Raw genomic sequence first — 23,789 nt, forward strand, 5'->3', positions numbered from 1 at the left:
CATTGCGGCCCGATGGAGTGCCGTGTCACTCTCGCCGAGAACACCGCATTCTCAACGTAGAGAGGCGTTTCGGACGTGACCTCACCGCGCGTGGCACGCAGGCGTGCCGTGGTTCCCTCCCTCACCGCACTCGCCGTCGTCGCCGTGGGGCTCCTGCCCGTCGCCGCCGCGGCCGTCCCCGGCGACGAGACGCCGCAGAGCACCCTCGGCTACCCGACGTTCCGCGGCTCCGAGACCCCCGTCCCCGCGACCGGCGTGGGCTACGCACCGTCGCCGTACCTGCACCGGGTCTTCGACGCCGACGTCGCCGCCGGCGCCGGCAGCGCCCCCGGGAACGACTTCTGGGTCGACCGGACGCTCGCCCGCACCGGGCCCGCGTTCGACGGCACGGAGAACCTCGTGGCGTTCACGCGCGGCCGGGCCGTCTTCATGAAGACGCACCAGCCCGCGCGGCTCGGTTGGGACGGCGACGTCGCCTACGGGGAGTCGCTCGGAGGCGGCGGTGCGTTCACGTTCACCGTGCACGTGGGCGGCGACGCCGTCACGCTCACCGAGCAGGCGTCGCTCCGGCGGCAGACGCCCTCCTACTTCCAGTCGGTCTTCACGGGCGGCGGGCTGCGGCTGACGCAGACGAAGTTCATCACCGACCAGGACGTCCTGGTCGCGGACGTCGAGGTCACCGACACCTCCGGGGCCGCGCGTGCCGTCACCCTGCGCGCCACGTCGCCGCACGCCGGCACGGTCGAGGGCGACGAGCTCGTCGGGACCGTGCGGGCGTACAACGACCTCACGACGATCAGCCCGCGCCTGTCGGGCGACGGGTTCACGGCCGACCCCGGCGCCGCCGCGCTCGTCCGCGACCTCGCCGTCCCCGCGAACGGCGCCGCGACCACCAAGCTGCAGCTCGGCATGCTCACCGACGAGCGCCCCGCGACCGCCGCCGAGTACGCGGCCTACCGCGCCGCGAGCCCGGCCGAGGCGTTCACGACGCACGTCACCGCGTACAACAGGTGGTGGGCGGACAACGTGCCCTACCTGGACACGCCGTCGGACGACATCGACAAGACGCTGCTGTACCGCTGGTGGCTCATGCGGTTCAACTTCCTCGATGCCGACATCCCGGGGAACGACTACCAGTTCCCGACGTCGATGGAGGGTGTGCTCGGCTACAACAACGCGATCGTGCTGACCGTCGGCATGTTCGTCGACGACCTCAAGTACTTCCGCGACCCGACGTACGCGTACGGGCCCGCGCTCGCGGTGGGGGAGACGTCGAAGCGCGGCAAGTTCGTCGACAACCCGGGCGACCCGGCCAACTGGTCGAACTCGTACACGCAGTACATCACCGAGGCAGCGTGGCGCGCGTACGAGCTGCACGGCGGCCCGGGCGCGATCGGCGCGACGCTGGGGCAGCACTCGATGGACGACGTCGAAGGGCTCCTGGACGCGTACGACGGCAACGGCAACGACCTCATCGAGTACTCCTGGGGCGCGATGACGGGCAACGACGCCGACGCGGTGTCGTTCCACTGGCCCGGCCACGGCGGCAACATGGACCGCACCGAGAGCGCGTACCTCTACTCGAACGCCAAGGCCGCGGCGGAGTTCTTCCGCGTCGCGGGGCAGACCGAGAAGGCCGCCCACATGGAGGCGCTCGCGGAGCGCGTCAAGGCCGCCGTGCTCGAGCACCTGTGGGAGCCCGCGCAGACGACGCCCGACAAGGTCGGCCTGTACGGGAACCTGCTCAAGCACCGCATGACGCAGGACGGGACGCTCAACCCGTACAAGGAGATCAACAACTACTACCCGTTCACCGTCGGCCTCGTGCCGAAGCCCGGTGACCCGGACTACGACCAGCCGTACACCGAGGCGCTGCGGCTGTTCGCCGACGCCGACCAGTACCCCGTCTTCCCGTTCTTCACGGCCAACCAGGTCGACAAGGCGGACTCGCCCGAGGAGGGGTCGAACAACTTCTCCGTCATCAACTCGACCGTGTTGTTCCGCATGTTCTCCTCGGTGCTGCGCGACTACCCGAGCGACTACGTCACGCCGGAGATGTACAAGCAGCTCCTCTACTGGAACGCGTTCGCGCACTACCAGGGCGGCGACAACCGGCTGCCGAACCAGAACGAGTTCTGGGCGAACGGCTCCGCGGCCGACGGCGGCTCGATCGGGTACCGCTCGTGGATCCACCACACGATCCTCGGTGCGACCAACTTCACCGTCATCGAGGACGCGATGGGCCTGCGCAGCCGGGCCGACGGCAAGATCGAGCTCGACCCGATCGACGTCGACTGGCCGTGGTTCACCGCGAACAACGTGCGGTACCACGACCGCGACCTCACGGTCACCTGGGACGAGACGGGCGACCACTACGGCGACGACGTGCCCGCCGGGTACTCCGTGTTCCTCGACGGCTCTCTCGCGTTCACCGTGGACGACCTGTCGCACGTCGTCTACGACCCGGCCACCGGGTCCGTCGAGGTGCTGGAGGGCGACGCAGCCGTCGTCACCGCCGACGTCGCCGACCTCGCGACCGCCTCCGACGTGCGGTTCGCCGCGGGCGACCGCGTCGTCGACGTGTTCGCCAAGGCGGGCACGGACGTCGCGACGGAGTCGACGGGGTCTGCGAACCTCGCCGCGGGCCGCCCGGTCACGGCGTCGTTCTCCGCAACGGGGCGCGCGCCCGAGGGTGCCGTCGACGGCACCACCGTCAACGAGCCGTTCTGGGGAACCGCGGGCTCACCGAACGCGACGGACTCGATCGAGGTCGCACTCGACGGCACGCAGGCCGTCGACGACGTCCGCGTCTACTTCTACCGCTCGTCCACGAGCGCCACGGTGCAGGGGTACGCGGCGCCCGAGCTGTTCACGGTCGAGTACCACGACGCCGCGGGCTGGCACCCCGTCCCCGGACAGGCCCGATCGCCCGTCTACTCGACGGCCAACCTCAACCGCGTGCAGTTCCCCGAGGTGCAGGCCGACGCGCTGCGCGTCACCGTCCAGCACGCCGCGGGCTTCCGCACGGGCGTCAAGGAGGTGCAGGCGTTCGCGACGGGTGTCGAGGCGCCGCCGTCGACCAACGCCGCGCCGAAGGTCACGGTCTACCAGGACCCGACGTTCGACCAGCCGGCCCAGGTCCGCCTGGTCGGGACCGTGTCCGACGACGCGCAGCCGTCCGGCACGCTCACGTCGGCGTGGACCGTCGTCAGCGCGCCCGAGGGGGCGCAGGCCGTCGTCGCGTCGCCGGCCCAGGCCACGACCGTCGTGCAGTTCGACACGACCGGCCGGTACGTCCTGCGGCTGACGGCGTCCGACGGCGAGCTCACGACGAGCCGTGACGTGACCGTCGACGCCGAGGTCAGCGGCACCGCCAAGACCAACGTCGCGCCCGACGCGAGCGCGTCCGCGTCGGCCGTCACGAGCTGGAACCGCGTCGCCGCGATCAACGACGGCCTCGCGAGCTACCCGGTCGCCGCCGAGTCCGACGCGTGGGGCACCTGGGGGACCGCCGCCGGCGTGGGCAGCACGTACTGGGCGAGGCTGACCTGGCCGGAGCCCGTGCGCGTCGACGAGTCGCGGATCCTCTTCCACTCCAACCGGGACCCCGGCGGCGTGCTGCCGCCGTCGTCGTGGACGCTCGAGTACCTGGCCGACGACGGCTCCTGGCAGCCTGTGCCGGACCCGAGCGGCTACCCGACCGAGGACGGGTCGTCCAACGCGGTGACGCACGGTGCGGTCACGACCACGTCGCTGCGCGCGACGCTCGTCCGCAACGGGTCGTCGTACCCCGGCATCATCGAGTGGCAGGCGCTCGCGGAGGAGCCCGTCGCGGTCGAGGACGTGTCCGTCCGGACGCTCGTCGGCGTCGCGCCGGTGCTGCCCCCGTCCCTCGAGGTCGTCTTCGCCGACGGGTCCCGCGTGGAGCGGGCCGTCGACTGGCAGGACGTGCCCGCCGACGCGTACGCCGCGCAGGGCGAGTTCACCGTCCCGGGCTTCGTCGACGGCACCGCGAAGCTGGCCCGCGCAACGGTCTTCGTCCGGCCGACCGACGCCGTGCAGATCAACACCTTCGAGCCCGCCGCCGTGACCACGGTCGCCGGGACGGCCCCGGTGCTGCCGGCCCGCGTCGTCGCGACGTACAACGACGGCTCGGAGGCGTCGCTGCCGGTCACGTGGGACGCGGTCGACCCGTCGGCCTACGCCTCGGCGGGCGAGCTCACGGTCGAGGGCACCGTCGCGGGCACCGACAAGCGGCCGACGGCCGTCGTCACCGTGACGTCGGGCGCCCCGCAGGCACCCGTGGTCACGCTCAGCACCGACCCGGAGCGTCCGGCGTCCGGCTGGTTCACCGGCCCGGTCGACGTCACCGTCACCGCGACCGACGACACCGACCCGTCGCCGACGGTCGAGGCGCAGGTCGACGGGGGTGCGTGGACCACGGTCACCGGGCCGGTCACGGTCAGCGGCGACGGGCGGCACACCGTCCGCGGCCGCGCCACGGACTCCGGCGGCCTCGTCTCGCCGGTCCAGTCCGCGGCGGTCGACATCGACGGCACCGCACCCGTCGTGACCGCGTCCTTCGACGAGTCGCGGCGTCGCCTCACCCTGGCGACGACCGAGACCGGCTCGGGCGTCGCGTCGGTCGAGTACCGCGTCGACGGCGGCGCGTGGACGGCGTACGGCACGGGCGCGACGATCGCCACCGCGGCGACCGTCGAGCACCGGGCCACCGACCGGGCGGGCAACGTGTCCGTCGTCGGGACGATCGAGGTCCCGGCGCCCGACCCGGAGGCGCCCGTCAACATCGCGCCCAACGCGGCCGTGAGCGTCTCCGCCACGACCACGTGGAACCGCGCCGCGGGCATCACCGACGGCGTCGCGGACCACCCCGTCACCTCGCAGGCCTCCGCCTGGGGCACGTGGAACATCGCGGGCGACACGCAGTGGGCGCGTCTCGACTGGCCGACGCCGGTCACGACCGGCACCAGCCGGCTGCTGTTCTTCGACGACGGCGGCGGCATGCGCGCCCCGGCGTCGTGGACGCTCGAGCACCTGCTCGACGACGGCGTCACGTGGGCGCCTGTCCCGGACGCGTCGCCGTACACGACGACCGTCGGCCAGCTCGACACCGTCACGCACGCCCCGGTCACCACGACCGCGCTGCGCGCGACGCTGACCAAGCCGCCGACCGGGTGGGTGGGCATCGTCGAGTGGGAGGTCCTGAGCGCGCCCGTCGCGGCGACGACCCTCACCGTCCCGACGGACCCCGTCACCGCCGGGGACGCGTTCGACGCGACGCTCACGGGCGGCACGCCGGACACCGCGTACGCGGTCACGGTCGAGCCTGGCGCGGTCGCGCTCGGGACGCTCGTCACCGACGCCCAGGGCACCGGCACGTTGCGCACGGCGCCCCTGCCGCGGGGCCTCGGGGGCGGGTCGTACACCGTCCGGGCGGCCGCGGGCGGCTCCGTGGTCGAGGCGCCGCTGACCGTGGTCGCCGGACCGGGAGAGGCCGTCGTCACCGCCGGGACCGTCGAGGTCGCCGGGGTTCCCACGGTCGGGCAGGCCCTGCTCGCGCAGACCGCCGGCTGGGGACCCGAGGGCGTCGAGCTCGCGTACCGGTGGTCCGTCGGCGGCAAGGCCGTCCGCGGGGCCACGGGAGTCGAGTACACGCCGACGCAGAAGGACCTCGGCACGACGGTCACCGTCGAGGTCACCGGGTACCTGGACGGCTGGGAGAGCGTCTCGGTCACGTCGTCGCCCACCGCGGCGGTCGTGAAGCCCACCGTGCAGGCCGGGACCGCCGCCGTCGCCGGGACCGCCGTCGTCGGCAGCACCGTGCGGGCGCAGACCACGGCCTGGGCCGACGGCGTCCGGCTCGAGCACCGTTGGCTGCTCGACGGGCAGGTCGTCCGCGGCGCGACGTCGACCGGCTACCGGATCCCGGCGTCGGCGGCCGGGAAGGTCCTCACGGTCGAGGTGCGCGGGACCGCCGAGGGTCACGAACCGTCGACGTGGACCTCGTCACCGCCGACCACGGTGCAGCCCGGCACTCTCACGGCGCGCGACGTGCGGATCGTCGGCACGGCGAAGCCGCTCAAGGTCGTCACCGCCGTGCACGGGGCCTGGGGACCGTTCCCGGTGCGCACGACGTACCAGTGGTTCTCGGACGGGGAACCCGTCGACGGAGCGACCCACCCCCGGTACGTCGTCCGCACCGCCGACCGCGGCGCCGTCCTCACCGTCGAGGTGACCGGCACCAAGGACGGCTACACCCCGACCACGCGCACCTCCGACGGCATCAAGGTGGGACGTTGACCATGACCACGCACCAGACGACACGCAGGTCCGTCGCCGCCGCGCTGGCCGGTGCCCTCGTCGCGACGGCGGTGGCGGCCTGGCCGTCGGCCGCCGTCGCGGCGGACCCGCCCCCGCCGACGCGGTCCTTCCACACGGACGGCAACCCGATCCTCGGGGACGGCTCGTCCTACACCGCCGACGCGGCGCCGCTGTCGGTCGACGGACGGCTGTACGTCTACGCCGGGCACGACGAGGCCGCCGAGCAGCAGGCCGGGTTCGAGATGCACGACTACCAGGTGCTCGCGACGGACGACCCGTCGTCGGGCGACTGGGACCTGTACGCCGAGAACCTCGACCCCGACGCGGTGTTCGGCTGGGCGACCGGTGACGCGGCCTTCGCGGGCCAGGTGACGACCGGCGCCGACGGCCGCTTCTACTGGTACGCGCCCGTGCAGTGGGAGGACACGACCGTGCCGAACCGCATGGCGATCGGCGTCGCGGTCTCCGGGTCGCCCGTCGGGCCGTGGACCGACGCGATCGGCGCACCCCTGCTGACCTGGACGGACGTGTTCGGGTCGTCGACCAGCGGCCAGGAGGTGATCGACCCGCACGTCTTCACCGACACCGACGGGCGCGTCTACCTGTACTGGGGCTCGTGGGGCGTCGCGCGCGTCGTCGAGCTCGAGCCGACGATGACCGCACGCACGGGCGAGATCCGGACGATCTCCGGGCTCACCGGCTTCTTCGAGGCGCCGTGGGTGTTCGAGCGGTCGGGCACGTACTACATGGCGTACGACTGGAAGCAGGGCGGCTCGGAGTGCACGCCGTCGAACTACCAGGCGTGCATCGCCTACGCGACGGCCCCGTCGGCGCTCGGCCCGTGGACCTACCAGGGGATCATCCTCGGCGGGACGTCCGCGACGACGGTGCACCCGTCGGTCGTCGAGCACGAGGGCCGCTGGTGGATCACGTACCACACCAAGGACGCCGTGGGCGGCGGGCACTTCCGCCGGTCCGTCGCGATCGACGAGGTGCGCTGGGACGGCGACCGGATCCTTCCGGTGCAGCAGACGCTCGCCGACGACCCGGACCACCGGCTCACCGACAACGTCGCGCTCGCGGCCGACGTCTCCGCCTCGTTCACCGAGCAGCCGCCCATGCGGCTCGGCGCCGTCAACGACGGCTTCCGCCGCACGACCGCGCTGCTGCCGCCCGACCAGTGGGGCAACTACCGCGGCACGACCTCGTCGCACCCGTCGGACTGGGTGCAGTACACGTGGGACGCGCCCGTGCGGACCGGCTCGGTGGGCATCGAGCTCCACCGCGACGGCAGCTGGATCCGACAGCCGTCCTCGTGGGTCGTGGAGTACCTCGACGACGCGGGCGCGTGGCAGCCGGTCACCGGCGCGACGTACCCGACGGCGACCGACACGTGGCACACCGTCACGTTCGACGTCGTCTCGACGACCGCGCTGCGCGCGACGTTCCGCGGGCTCGACGAGGGCCCGTACGTGCACTCCGTGTCCGTCTCGGAGTGGGAGGTGTACGCGGTCGCCGCGGACGCGGTGCCCGACGTCGAGGTCGCGACGCCCGTCGGCACCGCGCCGACGCTGCCCGCCGCGGTGCGCGCGTCGTACGGCTCGGCGTCGGCGTGGCTGCCGGTCAGCTGGCGGCCCGTCGATCCGGCGGACTACGCCGCCGAGGGGACGTTCACCGTCGAGGGCCGGGCGCTCGGTCAGAAGGCCGGCTACGTCACGGCGACCGTGCGCGTCGGCGGCACCGTCGACCCGGGCGGCGACGACACGACCGCGCCGGTCGTCTCGGTGTCGGCGTCCGGCACGTCCGGCGACGACGGGTGGTTCTCGTCGCCGGTCACCGTCCGCGTGGCCGCCGACGACGACACGTCCTACCTGACGACGATCGAGACGCGCGTCGGCTCCGGCGCGTGGACCCCGACGGCAGACGCCCGGAACGTCGACCTGCCGGTGGCGGCGCAGGGGGAGACGGTCGTCAGCGGCCGTGCCACCGACGCGGCGGGCAACGTGTCCGCCGAGGTCAGCAGGACCGTGAAGGTCGACACCGAGGCGCCGGCCGTGACGGCCACGCTCGACGAGGCCGCCCGCGCGGTCACGCTCGGCGCGACCGACGCCCTCTCCGGGGTCGCAGCGGTCGAGTACCGGTTCGACGGCACGGGCGACTGGGTGGCCGCGGCCGACGGCGCCGTGGTGGAGGCGCCCGACACGCTCCCGCACGAGCTCGTCGTGCGCGCCCGCGACCGCGCCGGCAGCACCGCGACCGCCACGGTCGGCATCCCGCTCGGCGACGGCGCGTCGCTCACCGGCAACGTCGCGCCGTACGCGACCGCGTCGGCGTCCTTCACCTCCGGGTGGGAGGACGTCGGCGGGATCAACGACGGCACGACCGCCTGGGGCGAGGACGACGCCACGAAGGTCGGCGCGTCGTGGGGCACCTGGGACCGCGTCGGCGAGCAGTGGGCGCAGCTCACGTGGGACTTCGACGTGACCGTCGACCGCGCGAACGTGTGGTGGTACCAGAACGTCCCGGACGCGCAGGGCGAGGGCCTCATCGCGCCGCGGTCGTGGGTGCTGCAGCACCTCGACGCCGACGGCACCACCTGGCGCGACGTGGCACTGACGTCCGGCGAGTACGCGCGGACGTCGACGGGCTTCGTGCCCGTGGGCTTCGAGCCCGTCACCACCCGCGCCCTGCGCATCGTCGCGCAGTCGTGGGGCGCGGCCGCCGGGCAGGGGTCGGTCGGGATCCACGAGTGGCAGGTCGGGGCCGCCGAGGAGGCGGGCGTCGTCACACCGGCCGCGCCGACGTTCACGCCCGCCGCGGTGTGCACCGACGGCGTCCCCGAGAAGGCGCGCGTCGTCGTCCCGTCCACCGACGGGGTCGTCTACGCGATCGACGGCGAGGACGTGACCGGCACGGTCGAGGTCGCGGCCGACGCCGCGGTCGTCGTCACGGCCCGCGCCGCCGACGGGTACACGCTGGCCGACGGCGCGACGACCGAGTGGGAGCACCGGTTCGTCGCCCCCGACTGCCCGGTCGAGGACGTCGTCGTCACGCCGACCGCCCCCGCGTACACCGGCCCGGTGTGCACCGACGGTGCGGCGGGCGACGCCTCGGTCGTCGTGCCGGCCGTGGAGGGCGTCGCGTACCGCGTCGACGGCTCCGCGGTGACCGGACCCGTCGCCGTCGCGCTCGGGTCGGTCGTCACGCTGACGGCCGTCCCGCTCGACGGGTACGCGTTCCCCGCCGGTCCGCAGGCCGTCTCGTGGGCGTTCCGCGCCGACGCCCCCGACTGCTCGCCCGCGACGGCCGTCGTGCCGGGCACCGTCGAGATCACGGGCGCGGTCCGCGTCGGCCGCACGCTGCGGGTCGAGGTCGACGGGTGGGAGCCCGGCGACGTCCGGCTCGCGTACACCTGGTTCGCCGACGGGGTCCGCCTCGACGGCGTCACCGGTGACCGCCTCGAGCTCCCCGCGGAGCTCGAGGGAGCGACGGTCACGGTGAAGGTCACGGGCTTCGGCACCGGACTGGTCACGGCGTCGGCCACCTCCGACCCTGTCGGCCCGGTCCTCCCGCCGAAGAAGGGCTGGGACTGGCCCTGGTCGGGCGGCGGCTGGCGCTGGCCGTGGTCCTGACCCGCCCGTGACGGACGAGGGGTGGCGCCTCCGTGGCGACCACCCCTCGTCGCCGTCGGCGCGACGGCGACGGGGTCCGACGGTGTCGCCACCCGTCCGGGTGAGATCGGTGGGCCTGTCGCAGGACTGCGACAGCGTTGCGACACCCGGGCGACCGGCGCGGGAGACCGGTCCACGTAGTTTGTCCGTATGCAGCCCCAGCGAACCCCGCGTCGCCGCACGTCAGGCCCGCTGTCCGTCGTGGCCGTGCTGGCGCTGACGGCGGCGTGCGGCAGCCCGGCCGCGCCCGAGTCCTCCGCCGCCCCGAGCCGCACGCCGCGGTCCACGCCCTCGGCGTCGCCCACCTCGGCCGTCCCTGTCGTCGCCGGCTACGACGTCGGCGAGATACCGCCGGTGCCGCTGTTCGTCCTGCCCGACCTGTCGATGCTCGACGCGTCGCTCGCGGGCTTCGCGATCACCGTGGACCAGGCCGTCGGCGACCTGCCGGGGGTCCGCGTGGAGCCGCAGCGGTGCGACGCGCAGGCCGCCTCGCCCGGCGTGCTGCTCGCGTACGGCGACGGGTCGGGGACGCTGACCGGCCCGGACGGCACCGTGACGAACTACGGCGACGGCTCGGGCACGTACAGCCTCAACGGCACCGAGGTCACCGTCTACGGCGACGGCTCCGGCACCTACGCCGACGGCACCACGACCGTGTCGAGCTACGGCGACGGCTCGGGCAGCTACGACGACGGCACCACGAGCGTGACCCTGTACGGCGACGGCTCGGGCACCTGGTCGCGCGGCGACCGGACCATCACGAACTACGGCGACGGCTCGGGCCTGTACGAGGACGGCGACGTGACCATCCAGAACTACGGCGACGGGTCGGGCGCGTACGAGGCCCCAGGGCTGTCCGTCGCGAACCACGGGGACGGGACGGGGACCGTCAACGGGGTGCCCGTGCAGGTCGACGACCTGCCTCCCGTGCCGCGCCTCGGCACGTTCCCGTCGATGGGCGTGCTCGCGCCCGCACCGACGTGCGGCACGCGCATCGTGCTCGACGCCGCGGTGCTGTTCGACTTCGGCAGCCACGCGGTGCGCGCCGACGCCCGCGCCACGCTCGACGCCGTCGCGCAGGTCCTCGCCGACGTCCCGGCCGCGCGCGTCGAGGGCCACACCGACTCCGTCTCCTCCGACGAGCTCAACCAGGCCCTGTCCGAGCGCCGGGCGGACGCCGTGGCCACCGCCCTCGGCGAGCGCGGTGTGTCCGCGGCCCTCGAGACGCAGGGCTTCGGCGAGTCCCGGCCCGTCGCGCCCAACGAGGTCGACGGCGTCGACAACCCCGCAGGACGCCAGCTCAACCGCCGCGTCGAGATCGTGGTGCCGTCGTGACCGGGCGTTCGACCGGGCTCCGGTCCCGACGGGACGGCGTGCGCCGACGTGCCGTCGTGCTCGGTGTGGCGCTCGCCGCGACGCTCTGCGGGTGCTCCGCCGAGATCGTCCGTGACGACGACCCCGCGGGTGCGGCCGACGGCGGGGGACAGAGCGACATGCGGCGACCGCCGTCGGACGCCGGCACGACGGACGACGGCTCGGCCCCGGACGACGGCACGCCGGCCGCGACCGGGCAGGGCGGCGACGGTCACCCCGCACCGCCCGACGACGAGACGCTCGACCGCGCCGGGCTCGCCGCCGAGGCGACGCAGCACGTCACGTGCGGCGGGGGCGACCTCGTCCTGACGTCGGTCGGGACCGCGGTCGCGGTCGACGACGCGTGCGCGACGCTGACCGTCGCGGCGAGCGACGCGGCCGTCGTGGCGGGAGAGGTCGAGCGGCTCGTCGTGGCCGGTGCCGGGGTGCGGGTCGTCGTCGCGCGCGCGGGGTCGGTGCAGATCGACGCCGCTGACGTGCGCGTCGCGTGGGAGGACGGGACGCCGCAGGTCGACGACCACGGCGCCGCGAACGTCTACGGGCCGGTCGGCACGGTCGGGCTCGACGGTGGTGCGTCGTGACGGCGACACCGCCGGTCCCCGGCCCGCCCCCGCAGCCCGGTACCGCCGTGCCGCATCCGGTCGCCGGCCCGGTGCCGTACCCCGTGCCCGGTCCGTGGCCGCAGCCCGCGCCCCGCACCGACGGCCTCGCGGTCGCGTCGCTCGTGCTCGCCCTGTGCGGGTTCACCGTCGTCGCCGTTGCCCTGGGGCACCTCGCGCTGCACCGGCTGCGCCGCACGGGTGAGCGCGGGTACGGGCTCGCGGTGACGGGGCTCGTGCTCGGCTACACCACGCTGGCGGCCCTCGTCGTGGTCGTCGTCGCCGTCGCCGGGACGGTGTGGTGGGGGGTGCAGCAGTGACGGGTGCTCCGCTGGTCCTGCTCGTCGACGACGAGCAGGCGATCCTCGACGGCCTCGCGCCCTTCCTCGAGCGGTCGGGGCTGGAGGTCGCGACCGCGACGGACGGCGAGGCGGCGCTCGCCGCGCACGGCCGCACGCCCGCGGACATCCTCGTGTGCGACGTCCTCATGCCCCGGCTCGACGGGCGCGCCCTCGTGCGACGCCTGCGCTCCGACGGCGATTGGACGCCCGTCGTGCTGCTGACCCAGGTGGGGGAGTCGTACGAGCGCTCCGCGGCGCTCGAGGAGGGCGCCGACGACTACCTCAACAAGCCGTTCGACCCGCAGGAGCTGCTCGCCCGGGTGCGCGCGGTCCTGCGCCGGGCGGTGCCCGGGCAGCCGTCGCTCACGGCGTCCGACGTGCTGGTGAGCGGGGGGCTGCGGGTCGACCGTGCGGCCCGTCGTGCGACGCTCGACGGCCGGCCCGTCGCGCTCACCCCCAAGGCGTCGCTGCTGCTCGACTACCTCATGACCCACCCGGGGGAGCTGTTGACGCGCGAGCGGCTGCTCGCCGCGCTGTGGGGGTTCGAGTCGATGGTGACGACGCGCGCGGTGGACCACCGCGTCGCCGAGATCCGGCGCGTCCTCGACGACGACCCCGCCGCGCCGCGGTTCGTCGAGACCGTGCCGTCGGGCGGCTACCGCTTCTGCGGGGACGTGCGCCGAGGGGCCCGCGGGTGACCGCGTGGTGACGGAGCGGCCGGCCCGTGCGGCGCGGACCGTCACGCGCGGCGCCGCCGTGGCGGCGGCGGTCGTCGTGCTCGTGACGGCTGCGACGGCCGTGCTCGTCGCGCTCGCCGCGCCCGGCGACTCGCTGCGCGTGACGGTCCGTCTCCTGCCGCTCGTGCTCGTCGTCGGGGCGCTCGCGGTCGTCGCGGTGCTCGGGACGGCCGTGCTGCGAGCCCGCACCCGACGGCGGTCGACGCAGCGGCTGGAGCACGCACGGGAGCAGGCGCGCCGCTTCGAGCAGGAGGCGCGCACGCGCTTCCTCGCCCGGCTCGACCACGAGCTCAAGAACCCGGTGACGGCGATCCGCGCGGCGGTCGCCGGGGCGGGCGACGACGCGGGCCCCGAGGAGCGCGCGCGGTCGCTCGCGACACTCGTGTCCCAGTCGACGCGGCTGTCCGCGCTGGTCGCGGACCTGCGCAAGCTCGCCGAGCTCGGCACGCAGGAGATCGAGGACGAGGACGTCGACCTGGCGCAGGTCGTCCGGGACGCCGTCGAGGACGTGTGTGCGCAGGCCGACGCCGCGGGTGCCCCGCGACCCGCCGTCGACGTCGCGCTGCCGACCGCCCCGTGGCCGCTGCCGCACGTCCGCGGTGACGTCGACCTGCTGTACGTCGCGGTCTACAACCTGCTCGCGAACGCCGTGAAGTTCTCCCCGCCGGGGACGCGGATCGAGGTGCGCGGCACGGACGACGACGGCACGGTGCTCGTCGAGGTCGCCGACGCGGGGCCGGGCATCCCGCAGGACGAGGTCGGCGTCGTCTTCGACGAGCTCGCGCGGGGCCGCGACGCCCGGGGCCTGCCCGGCTCGGGCATCGGCCTCGCGCTCGTGCGCGTCGTCGCGCAGCGGCACGGCGGTGACGTCACGCTCCGGTCCCGCGTCGGCCAGGGCACGAGCGTCCGCCTGCGCGTCCCGACGGCCGGGCCGTCGGGCGGCGGGCCGACGGTCAGGTAGGCGGGCACGCCGGCAGCGCGTCCGCGCGCTCGCGCAGTTCCGCCAGACCTGTCAGGACCGCCGCGCGGTGCTTGCCGAGCAGCATCCAGCGGGGCAGCCGGTGCCCCATCTCGCGCCCTGCGGGCAGGACCTCGACGACGCGGTGCCGAGCCCCGACGAAGGACTCCAGGCAGTCGAGGTGGTCGGCGTTCGCGGCCCACAGCTGCTCGCCGCCGCACCGGGTCGTGAGCCAGAACGGCAGCCCGTGCAGGGCATCGACGCCAGTGCGCACGTCGGGCGGCTGGACGTGCAGCTGGTCGATCCTGGTCGCGCCGCCGCCCGCGCACGCCCTCTCTTCTGCCTTGCCCCGTCACCACGACCCGCCCGACCGGGGGCCGGGCAGCCCTGGTCAGGTGGGCTTCGGGCCCGTGGAGCCGCGGGGGACCAGGCGGGACGGGATGACCTCGGTGCCGTGGTGCGGGGTGCCCTCGATGGCGTCGAACAGCAGGGCCGCGGCGCGGCGGCCCAGCTCCTCGAGGTTCATGTCGATGCTCGTGAGCTGCGGCCGGGCGTTGAGCGCCAGGATCTCCCAGTTGTCGTGGCCGGTGACCGCGACGTCCTCGGGCACGCGGCGGCCGGACTCGCGCAGGGTGTCGAGCACGCCCCGGGCGATCTGGTCCGAGCCGCAGACGATCGCGTCGACGTCGGCGAACCGCGTGAGGACGAGACCCGCGGCCGTGCGGCCCCACTCCTCGGTCCAGGTGCCGTAGAGCGGCCCGCCGAGCACCTCGACGCCCGCCTCGGCCAGCGCCGCGGTCGCGCCGTCGACGCGGTCGTGCGCGGCACCGTACCCGGCGTCACCTGTGACGACCGCGATGCGGGTGCGGCCGCACGCGAGCAGGTGCTCGGCGACGAGCCGGCCGCCGAGCACGTTGTCGGTGACGACGGACATGTCGTCGGGGTCCAGCGACGGTGCGTACGCGTAGACGACGGGCACGGGCAGCCGGCCGAGCGACGGGCGCGGGTCGGGGCGAGCGCCCACGACGATGAGCCCGTCGACGCGCCGGCCCAGGAGCGCCTGCACGTGGTACTGCTCGCGCAGCGCGTCTCCGCGCGCGTCGCACAGGAGGACCGACGTCTTGCCGGTGCCCGCGGCGTCCTCGGCGCCCATGAGCGTGGGGATCGAGAACCGGCCTTCGAGGTCGTGCGTGACGAGGCCGATCGTCCCGGAGCGCCCGGACAGCAGGTGCCGTGCCAGGACGTTGGGCGAGAAGTTGAGCTGCTCCGCGGCCGAAAGGACGCGTTCACGGGTTTCGGCCTTGACCTGCTGCCGCCCGTTGAGCGACTTGGAGGCCGTCGCGAGCGAGACCCCGGCCAGCTTGGCGACGTCCGCGAGGGTGGGCGGCTTGCGTCCGTTCCCCGATGTCGTCGGCATCTTCACCCCCTGCGAGAACGAAAGGTGACGGGGCGGACGCCGTCGTCTTTCGGGATCGTACCGTGACGACACGCCTCGGTGGCCACTTGACGTGCCGAGACAACGACGGCTACGTTACCGAAAAGGGTTTCGGCAGACCCTCAGCCAGCGGGCGCCCGACGGGGGACGTCCGCGAGTTCGCTTCGACGACGAAGTCCGAGGAGAGCACGATGAGCAAGAGGTTGTCCCGATCGCGGGGTGCGCGCGGAGCCGCCCTGCTGGCCGTCGCCGGTCTTGCGCTGACGGGCCTCGCGGCCTGCAGCAGCGCCGACGACGGCGGGAGCGACGCGCCGGCCGAGTCCGTCGGCCCCGACGGTGTCGACGACGGCACGACCCTGACCATGTGGACCCGCGCCCCGCTGGAGCGCCAGGCCAAGGCCCTCGTCGAGGCGTACAACGCGTCGCACGAGAACCAGGTCGAGCTGGAGATCATCCCCAACGACGACATGGAGGGGAAGGTCGGTGCGGCCGCCACGAACGACGAGCTGCCCGACCTGCTCGCCGGCGACGTCGTCCGCCTGCCCTACTGGGTCGCGAACGGCCTGTTCACCGACCTGACCGAGAACATCGACGGCCTGGACTACGCGGACGACATCACGCGCGGCCACGTCGACGCGGGCACCGACCCGGACGGCGCGAAGCACACGCTGCCGTTCGTCACCGACATCTCCGTCATGGTGTGGAACAAGGCGCTGTACGCCGAGGCGGGGCTCGACCCGGAGAAGGGCCCGACCACGCTCGCGGAGTTCCAGGAGCAGGCCGAGGCCGTCCAGGCGCTGAACAAGCCGGGCGTGTCCGGCACCTACTACGGCGGCAACTGCGGCGGGTGCCTCGTCTTCACGTGGTTCCCGACGATCTGGGCGTCCGGCGAGGAGGTCCTCTCCGAGGACGGCACCGAGTCGCTGCTCGCGTCCGACACCGCGCAGGCGCTGTACGACACCTACGCCGCGCTCAACGACGCGGGCGCCGTCGGGGCCGGGTCGAAGGAGGAGACGGGCGCGACGTGGACGGCTCCGTTCTCGAACGGCGAGGTCGGCGTCATGCAGTACCCGAACACCGCGGTGTACGCGGCGAAGGAGGCCGGCATCGACGTCGGCGTCACCGGCATCCCCGGTGTCGACGGCGGCCAGTCGACGTTCCTCGGCGGCGACGCGATGGGCGTCTCGAAGGACTCGGAGCACGTCGCGCAGGCGTGGAACTTCCTCGCCTGGATGATGTCCGACGAGACGCAGCTCGAGGTCGTCGCGAAGAACGGCGAGGTGCCGGGCCGCAACAGCCTGCTCGACAACGAGTACGCGCAGCAGGACCCGCTGGCCCTCACGATGAACAAGCTCGCCGAGGACGGCCGCACGCCCGTCGCCGAGTACTTCTCGGAGGCGTTCAACGCGTCCGGCAGCCCGTGGGTCACGCTGTTCCGCAACGCGACCTTCGACAAGACCGGCACGGTCGAGGAGGACAACGACGCCATCACGGCCGTCCTGTCCCAGTGACGACCCAGTGAGAACCCGGTGAGACCCGCGGCGGCGGGCGCACCCGGCACGGCACCGCCCGTGACCGTCACCGCCCGCCGCCGCCCCCGGCCCACCCCCGAGCCCCGCACCGACGCGGGCGCGACCCCGGAGCCAGCATGACCACCGTCACCACCCGCCCGCCCGACGCCGGCACGGCGCCACCACCACCGCGACGCCGCCGCGGCAACCGCTCGCACGGCCCGCTGCTCGGCTGGCTCTACGCGAGCCCGACCGCGGTCCTCGTCGCCGTCCTCTTCGTCGTCCCGCTCGTCCTCGTCGTGATCATGTCCGCGTCGGACTGGTCGCTCCTGGCCGGCAACGACGGCACCAACTTCCCGGCGAACTACACCGAGGTGCTCGCGCACCGGATGTTCTGGCCGTCTGTCGTCTTCACGCTGAAGTACACGGTCATCGCCACGGTGCTGCTCATCGGCCTGGGCCTCGGCCTGGCGCTGCTGGTGCAGGAGTCGAGCCGGTGGAGCGGCGTGCTGCGCACGTCGTTCCTGCTCCCCACCGCCCTCGGGCTCGCGTCGGCGTCGCTGCTCTTCTACGCGCTGTACTCGCCGCAGGTCGGCCCGATCTCGGACTTCCTCGCACGGTTCGGAATCGGCAACGGCTCCGTCAACGTGCTCGGCACCGCCGACGGCGCGCTGTGGGGGACGGTCATCCTCATCGTCTGGCGGTTCGCGGGCTTCTACATGCTGCTGCTGCTCGTCGGCCTGCAGGGCATCGGGCAGGAGGTCTACGAGTCGGCCCGGATGGACGGCGCGAACACGTGGCAGGTGTTCCGCAAGATCACGCTGCCGCTGCTCAAGCCGTCGCTCGCGCTCGCGACGATCCTCTGCGTCACGGGCTCCCTGCTCGCGTTCGACCAGTTCTACATCCTGACGAAGGGCGGCCCGGACGGCTCGACGATGACCGTGGTCCAGCTCGTCTACAACCTGGCGTTCGAGTCCAAGCGCGACCTCGGCATGGCCGCCGCGCTGTCGGTGCTCGTGCTGCTCGCCCTCGTGGTCATCAACGTCGTCCAGCTCAAGGCGCTCCGGCGCTCCCCCGACGAGTGACAGGGAGACCCGCCGTGAAGAACGTGCGCGTGCTCGGACGCACGCCCTACTGGGTGCTCACGGGTGGCCTGGCCATCCTCTTCCTCTACCCCATGATCTGGACCGCCGTGTCGTCGGTGTCCCCGCAGCCCGGCTCGGCGCAGGTCGACGGGTTCGGGCTCGGCAACTACGAGACGCTGCTGCACTACCAGGCGGGCCTCGGCCACTACCTGGCGAACTCGCTGGTCATCACGCTCGTCGCGGTCGTCACGACGCTCGTCGCGGCCACGTTCGGCGGCTACGCGTTCGCGCGGTTCCGGTTCCCCGGCAAGGACGCGCTGTTCCTGCTCGTCCTGTCGATCCTCATGGTCCCGTACGCGACGCTGCTGGTCCCGCTCGTCATCTGGCTCAAGGACATCGGCCTCAACAACTCGCTGGTCGGCGTCGGTCTCGTGCTCGCCGTGTTCCAGCTGCCGTTCGCGATGTTCATGATGCGCATCTCGTTCGAGTCGGTGCCCCGGGAGATGGAGGAGGCGGCCCTCGTCGACGGCTGCGGCTCCTTCGGGGCGCTGCGCCGGGTGCTGCTGCCGGCCGTCAAGCCGGGGCTCATCACGATCGGCCTGTTCGCGTTCCTCGCCGCGTGGAACGACTTCATGGTGCCGCTGTACCTCGTCGGCGGCGAGAACCAGCCGCTGCCGCTCGCGCTGGTCAACATGCGCCAGCAGGTCATGGGCGTCATCGACTACGGGGCCACGCAGGCGGGGGTCGTCGTCCTGACGATCCCCTGCATCCTGCTCTTCCTCGTGCTCCAGCGGCACTACGTCAACGGATTCATGTCGGGCGCGCTGAAGGGATGAGAACGCTCGTGGACCACCAGACCATCACCCGACCCGCACCCGTGCTGCCGTCGACGGGGGCCGTGCGCCCGCTCGGCCTCGACGAGGTCGCTCTGACCGGGGGCTTCTGGGCCGACCGGCAGCGCGTCAACGGCGAGGCGTCGATCCCGCACTGCGACCGCTGGGAGACCCGCGTCGGCTGGATCGACAACTTCCGGCACGCGCTCGACGGGAGCATCACGCAGCGGCGGACGGGCCGCGAGTTCTCCGACTCCGACGTCTACAAGATGATCGAGGCCATGGCGTGGGAGGTCGGCCGGACGGGCGACCCCGCCCTCGAGGCCCGGATCCAGGAGCTGACCGCCCTGATCGGCGCCGTCCAGGAGCCCGACGGCTACCTGAGCACGAAGTTCGGCCGGCCCGGCCAGGAGCCGCGGTACTCCGACCTCGCGTGGGGCCACGAGCTGTACTGCTTCGGGCACCTCATCCAGGCCGCGGTCGCGCGGCTGCGCACGGGGCACGACGACGAGCTCGTCGCGATCGCCCGCCGCGCCGCCGACCACGTGTGCGCCGAGTTCGGCCCGGACGGGCGCGACGCCGTGTGCGGGCACCCCGAGATCGAGGTCGCGCTCGTCGAGCTGGCCCGGGCGACCGGCGAGCGGCGCTACCTCGACCAGGCCGCGCTGTTCGTCGAGCGCCGCGGCCGCGGCACGCTGCCGGACATCGAGCTCGGGCGCGAGTACTACCAGGACGACGTGCCGGTGCGGGACGCGACGGTGCTGCGCGGGCACGCGGTGCGCGCCCTCTACCTGACGGCCGCCGCGGTCGACGTCGCGGTCGAGACGCACGACGAGGCCCTGCTCGACGCCGTGCGACGGCAGTACGAGCGCACGCTCGCGCGCCGCACCTACCTGACCGGCGGCATGGGCGCGCACCACCAGGACGAGGCGTTCGGCGACGACCACGAGCTCCCGCCCGACCGCGCGTACTGCGAGACGTGCGCCGGGGTCGCGTCGGTCATGGTCGCGTGGCGGCTGCTGCTCGCGACGGGCGAGGCCCGGTGGGCGGACGTCGTCGAGCGCACGCTCTACAACGTCGTCGCGACGTCCCCGGCGCAGGACGGGCAGGCGTTCTTCTACACGAACCCGCTGCACAAGCGCGTGCCCGGCTCCGCAGCCGACCCGGACCAGGTCAGCGCCCGCGCGCTGTCCCGGCTCCGCGCGCCGTGGTTCGAGGTGTCGTGCTGCCCGACCAACGTGGCCCGCACGCTCGCGTCGCTCGGTGCCTACCTGGCGACCACGACCGACGACGGCGTGCAGCTTCACCAGTACGCGCCGGCCCGCATCGCGACGACGCTCGGCGACGGACGCCCGATCGGTCTCGAGGTCGCGACGGGCTACCCGCACGACGGGGACGTCGTGGTCCGCGTGACGCAGGCGCCCGAGGGCGAGGTCGGCCTGTCGCTGCGCGTGCCGTCGTGGGCGGTGGGCGCCGCGACGCTCGACGGCGCGCCCGTCGAGGGCGGCGTGGCGGTGGTCCGCCGCGTGTTCGCCGTCGGCGACGAGGTCCGTCTGTCGCTGCCCGTGGAGCCCCGCGTGACGACGCCGGACGACCGCATCGACGCCGTGCGCGGCTGCGTCGCCGTCGAGCGCGGCCCGCTCGTCCTGTGCGCCGAGTCGACCGACCTGCCCGGCGGGCTGCACGTCGACGCGATCCGGCTGGACGCCTCGGCGCCGCTCGTGAGTGACGGCGACGGTGCGCGTGGTCGGGCCCGGGCCGTCGAGCACGCCGACGCCGGCTGGCCGTACGGCCCGCAGGCGCACGAGCGCGCCGCCGACGGCTTCGACCTGCGTCTGGTCCCGTACCACTCGTGGGCGAACCGCGGCCCGAGCACCATGCGGGTCTGGATCCCGACCGCCTGACCCCCCCGACCGCCCCGCCGCCCCGCCGTGCCGACGCCGGGGCGGCGGGGCCTCGCCCCGGCGGGCAGACTCGGGGACATGCCCGGGTCGAAGCCCCTCGACGAGTACCGCGCCAAGCGGGACCCGGCGCGCACGCGCGAACCGGTGCCGCCGCCGGACGCGCCGCTCCCGCGGGGCGACGGCCGCACGTTCGTGATCCAGGAGCACCACGCCCGCGCGCTGCACTGGGACCTGCGCCTGGAGCGCGACGGCGTGCTGGTCTCGTGGGCCGTGCCGAAGGGCCTCCCGCAGGAGCCCGGGACGAACCACCTCGCGGTGCACACCGAGGACCACCCGATGGAGTACGCGACGTTCGAGGGCGAGATCGCGGCGGGGGAGTACGGCGCCGGGCACATGACGGTGTGGGACCGCGGCACCTACGAGACGGTGAAGTGGTCGGACCGCGAGGTGCAGGTCGTGCTGCACGGCGAGCGCGTCGACGGCCGGTACGTGCTGTTCCGGACCCGCGGGCGGGGTGGCGGCGCGCGCGACGACGGCCGGTCGTGGATGGTGCACCGCATGGACCCGCCGACGCGCACCGACTGGACGCCGCTGCCCGAGCTCGTGCGCCCCATGGCGGCCGTGCCCGGCGAGCTGCCGGGTGACGACGCGGCGTGGGCGTTCGAGATGAAGTGGGACGGCGTCCGGGCCGTCGCCTACGTCGACGGCGGCCGGGTCCGGCTCATGTCGCGCAACGACCTGGACGTCACGCGCTCGTACCCGGAGGTCGCCGGGCTCGGCGAGCAGCTCGGCTCGGTGCAGGCCGTGCTCGACGGGGAGCTCGTCACGTTCGACCAGCGCGGCGCCCCCGACTTCGGCCGCCTCCAGCAGCGCATGCACGTCGCCGACCCGGCCGTCGCGCGCCGACTCGCGCAGTCCGTGCCCGTCGTCTACCTGCTGTTCGACGTGCTGCACCTCGACGGGCGCCCCACCGTCGACCTCCCCTACGACGAGCGCCGCCGGCTGCTGGAGGACCTCGGGCTCGCCGGGCGCTCCTGGCAGACGCCCCCGGCGTTCGACGGACCCGGTGCCGCGATCCTCGCGGCCAGTGCCGAGAACGGGCTCGAGGGCGTGCTGGCCAAGCGACGGACCTCGCCGTACCGGCCCGGCCGCCGCTCGCCGGACTGGGTCAAGGTCAAGCACGTCCGCATGCAGGAGGTCGTGCTGGCCGGCTGGAAGCCGGGCAAGGGGGCGCGCGCGGAGACCCTCGGTGCGCTCGTGCTCGGCGTGCCCGACGGCGACGGGGTGCTGCGGCCTGCGGGCGGCGTCGGCACCGGGTTCACGCGCCGTGCCCTCGACGACCTGCTGCGCCGCCTCGCGCCCCTCGAGACCGCGACGTCGCCGTTCGTCGACCGCCTGCCCGCCGCCGAGACGCGCGACGTGCACTGGGTCCGTCCCGAGCTCGTCGGGGAGGTCGCGTTCGCCGGCTGGACGTCCGACGGCCGGCTCCGGCACCCGTCCTGGCGCGGCCTGCGCCCGGACAAGGACCCGCGCGACGTCGTCCGGGAGGCCTGACGCCTCCGGGTGCGGACGTCACGCGACCGGGAGACGATGTCGCCGGCGCGCCGGGCGCGCCGCGGGTGCGGAGCAGCGCCCGCCCCCGCGGGGCCGCCACCGACGCCGGTCCCGACGCGAGGAGGAGCAGGATGGCGACCGTCGCGGACGTCCTCACCCCGAACCCCGTCACCGTCGAGGCCACCACCACGGTCCGTGCGGCCGCCGAGCTCATGCGGGAGCACGACGTCGGTGACCTCGTCGTCGTCGAGCAGGGGCGGCTCGTCGGCATCGTCACCGACCGTGACCTGGTCGTGCGTGTGCTCGCCGTCGGCGGTGAGGCGCAGGACCCCGTGGGCCAGGTGGGCACCGGCTCGCCGGTCGTCGTGAGCCCCGACGACGACGTCGTCACCGCGGCCGACCTCATGGCGACGCATGCCGTCCGCCGTCTTCCCGTCGTCCGCGACGGCCAGGTCGTCGGCATCGTGTCGCTCGGCGACCTCGCGGTGCGGCACAACGCGGGCCCGGTGCTGGGCGCGATCTCCCAGGCCCCGCCGTCGTCCTGACCGGTCGGGCTCCCACCTCGCGCGGCCGGTGGGGGCACCGCGCCGCGCGGTGACGCCGAGGGCGAACGGTGCGTGCGCCCGCCAGGTGCCTCACGTACCGTGGCCGGATGACGACGAACGAGGCGACTCCCGCCGCCGGCTGGTCCCGGCGGCTCGGCCGCGTCACCGCCGCCGTGCGCGGCCTGCCGCGCCCCGTGCGCGTCATCGCCGTCGCGTCGGTCGGTGGGACGGTCGTGCTGGCCGGCGTCGCGATGCTCGTCCTGCCCGGGCCCGGGATCCTCGCGATCCTCGCCGGGCTCGCGATCCTCGCCACGGAGTTCGTGTGGGCGCGCCGCATGCTGGAGCGCAGCAAGGCCGCCGCCAAGGCGGGCGTCGACAAGGGACGCGACGCGCTCCAGCGCCGCCGCTGACGGCGGCACCGCCAGGCCCCGAACAGGCTCGCCGGACACCGAGCGGCTGCGTGCGGCAGCGTGCGGCCACGCCGCCCCGCCACGCCCGGCCGCTGTCGGCGGCGTCAGGCCGTGGGGCCGGACCGCCCGTAGACGGGGCGGGCCGCGAGGTCGTCCGTCCGGGCGTCGAGGAGCCGGCGCAGCGCCTCGTACCGCCGCTCGGCGACCCGCCGCGCGGGACCCGCGGCGCACGCCTCGACGTCGTGGTGCGCCCGCGCGGTGGCGGACGCGACCTGGAACCACGGTGCGCCGGCGAGCTCCGCGCACATCGCCTCGACCGCCCGGTCGACGCCCTGCTCGTCCGTGTCCCTCATGGTCGGCTCCTTCGCCTCACGCCCACCATCGTCCTCGCGCCCTCCGACACTGCCGGTGCGCCACGCGGACGACGAGACGTCCCGCGAGGAAGGAGCCGCGGGCACGAGCGTGCGGACCGCCGGGTCCGGGTGAAGCG

17 protein-coding genes are annotated in these 23,789 nt (G+C 74.3%); 14 read left to right on the forward strand and 3 right to left on the reverse strand.

Annotation, left to right across the window (positions count from 1 at the left end; all coding sequences use genetic code 11):
• The first annotated feature begins 108 nt into the window (after positions 1–108).
• The 7 genes from CELF_RS03935 to CELF_RS03965 all read left to right on the forward strand — a co-directional run bounded on the left by CELF_RS03935 (position 109) and on the right by CELF_RS03965 (position 14,025).
• The gene (locus tag CELF_RS03935; RefSeq protein ID WP_013769956.1) at positions 109–6,321 is read left to right on the forward strand and encodes an Ig-like domain-containing protein; all 6,213 of its coding nucleotides are present in this window, start codon (positions 109–111) and stop codon (positions 6,319–6,321) included.
• A gap of 2 nt (positions 6,322–6,323) precedes the next feature.
• Positions 6,324–9,974: a family 43 glycosylhydrolase gene (locus CELF_RS03940; protein ID WP_013769957.1), complete on the forward strand. Its 3,651-nt coding sequence runs from the start codon at positions 6,324–6,326 to the stop codon at positions 9,972–9,974.
• 189 nt (positions 9,975–10,163) lie between these two features.
• Positions 10,164–11,348, forward strand: a complete 1,185-nt coding sequence (locus tag CELF_RS21110; RefSeq protein ID WP_083835680.1) for an OmpA family protein — start codon at positions 10,164–10,166, stop codon at positions 11,346–11,348.
• Between the two features lie 38 nt (positions 11,349–11,386).
• Complete coding sequence (locus CELF_RS03950) at positions 11,387–11,968, forward strand: DUF3060 domain-containing protein (RefSeq protein ID WP_145965419.1); 582 nt, start codon at positions 11,387–11,389, stop codon at positions 11,966–11,968.
• Positions 11,965–12,306 (forward strand): DUF4190 domain-containing protein, encoded by a 342-nt coding sequence (locus CELF_RS19365; RefSeq protein ID WP_013769960.1) that lies wholly within the window; start codon positions 11,965–11,967, stop codon positions 12,304–12,306. Before CELF_RS03950 ends, CELF_RS19365 begins: the two co-directional genes overlap by 4 nt.
• Positions 12,303–13,025: a response regulator transcription factor gene (locus CELF_RS03960; protein ID WP_013769961.1), complete on the forward strand. Its 723-nt coding sequence runs from the start codon at positions 12,303–12,305 to the stop codon at positions 13,023–13,025. Before CELF_RS19365 ends, CELF_RS03960 begins: the two co-directional genes overlap by 4 nt.
• A 7-nt stretch (positions 13,026–13,032) precedes the next feature.
• On the forward strand, positions 13,033–14,025 hold the full coding sequence (locus CELF_RS03965; protein WP_169317629.1) for a sensor histidine kinase: 993 nt from the start codon (positions 13,033–13,035) through the stop codon (positions 14,023–14,025).
• Here CELF_RS03965 and CELF_RS03970 read toward each other — a convergent pair.
• Together CELF_RS03970 and CELF_RS03975 are read right to left on the reverse strand one after the other, a co-directional pair.
• Entirely contained in the window at positions 14,018–14,296 is a 279-nt protein-coding gene (locus CELF_RS03970; protein ID WP_013769963.1) for a hypothetical protein, read from the reverse strand. The two genes, CELF_RS03965 and CELF_RS03970, sit on opposite strands and share 8 nt — an antisense overlap.
• A 117-nt stretch (positions 14,297–14,413) precedes the next feature.
• A complete protein-coding gene (locus tag CELF_RS03975) occupies positions 14,414–15,439 on the reverse strand; it encodes a LacI family DNA-binding transcriptional regulator (RefSeq protein WP_013769964.1) in 1,026 nt (341 codons plus the stop codon).
• Positions 15,440–15,648: 209 nt separating this feature from the next.
• On the opposite strand from CELF_RS03975, the gene CELF_RS03980 reads away from it, so the two are divergent.
• The 7 genes from CELF_RS03980 (at position 15,649) to CELF_RS04010 (ending at position 23,299) form a co-directional block, all read left to right on the forward strand.
• Positions 15,649–16,968 carry an ABC transporter substrate-binding protein gene (locus CELF_RS03980; protein WP_013769965.1) on the forward strand — a complete coding sequence of 440 codons (1,320 nt, stop codon included), beginning with the start codon at positions 15,649–15,651 and terminating at the stop codon, positions 16,966–16,968.
• A 137-nt stretch (positions 16,969–17,105) separates the two neighbouring features.
• The gene (locus CELF_RS03985) at positions 17,106–18,053 is read left to right on the forward strand and encodes a carbohydrate ABC transporter permease (protein WP_013769966.1); all 948 of its coding nucleotides are present in this window, start codon (positions 17,106–17,108) and stop codon (positions 18,051–18,053) included.
• Positions 18,054–18,067: 14 nt separating this feature from the next.
• Positions 18,068–18,889: a carbohydrate ABC transporter permease gene (locus CELF_RS03990; RefSeq protein ID WP_013769967.1), complete on the forward strand. Its 822-nt coding sequence runs from the start codon at positions 18,068–18,070 to the stop codon at positions 18,887–18,889.
• Entirely contained in the window at positions 18,886–20,790 is a 1,905-nt protein-coding gene (locus tag CELF_RS03995; protein WP_013769968.1) for a glycoside hydrolase family 127 protein, read from the forward strand. The genes CELF_RS03990 and CELF_RS03995 overlap by 4 nt, the downstream gene beginning before the upstream one ends.
• A gap of 78 nt (positions 20,791–20,868) precedes the next feature.
• On the forward strand, positions 20,869–22,344 hold the full coding sequence (gene ligD, locus CELF_RS04000) for a non-homologous end-joining DNA ligase (RefSeq protein ID WP_013769969.1): 1,476 nt from the start codon (positions 20,869–20,871) through the stop codon (positions 22,342–22,344).
• Between the two features lie 131 nt (positions 22,345–22,475).
• Positions 22,476–22,889, forward strand: coding sequence for a CBS domain-containing protein (locus tag CELF_RS04005; RefSeq protein WP_013769970.1), 414 nt, complete (start codon positions 22,476–22,478; stop codon positions 22,887–22,889).
• A gap of 107 nt (positions 22,890–22,996) precedes the next feature.
• On the forward strand, positions 22,997–23,299 hold the full coding sequence (locus tag CELF_RS04010) for a PGPGW domain-containing protein (RefSeq protein ID WP_126297666.1): 303 nt from the start codon (positions 22,997–22,999) through the stop codon (positions 23,297–23,299).
• Between the two features lie 104 nt (positions 23,300–23,403).
• Here the strand turns inward: CELF_RS04010 and CELF_RS20340 are convergent, their stop codons facing one another.
• Positions 23,404–23,652, reverse strand: a complete 249-nt coding sequence (locus tag CELF_RS20340) for a hypothetical protein (RefSeq protein WP_013769972.1) — start codon at positions 23,650–23,652, stop codon at positions 23,404–23,406.
• Positions 23,653–23,789 lie beyond the last annotated feature (137 nt).

The sequence above is a fragment of the Cellulomonas fimi ATCC 484 genome, from assembly GCF_000212695.1.
Classification (GTDB): domain Bacteria; phylum Actinomycetota; class Actinomycetes; order Actinomycetales; family Cellulomonadaceae; genus Cellulomonas; species Cellulomonas fimi.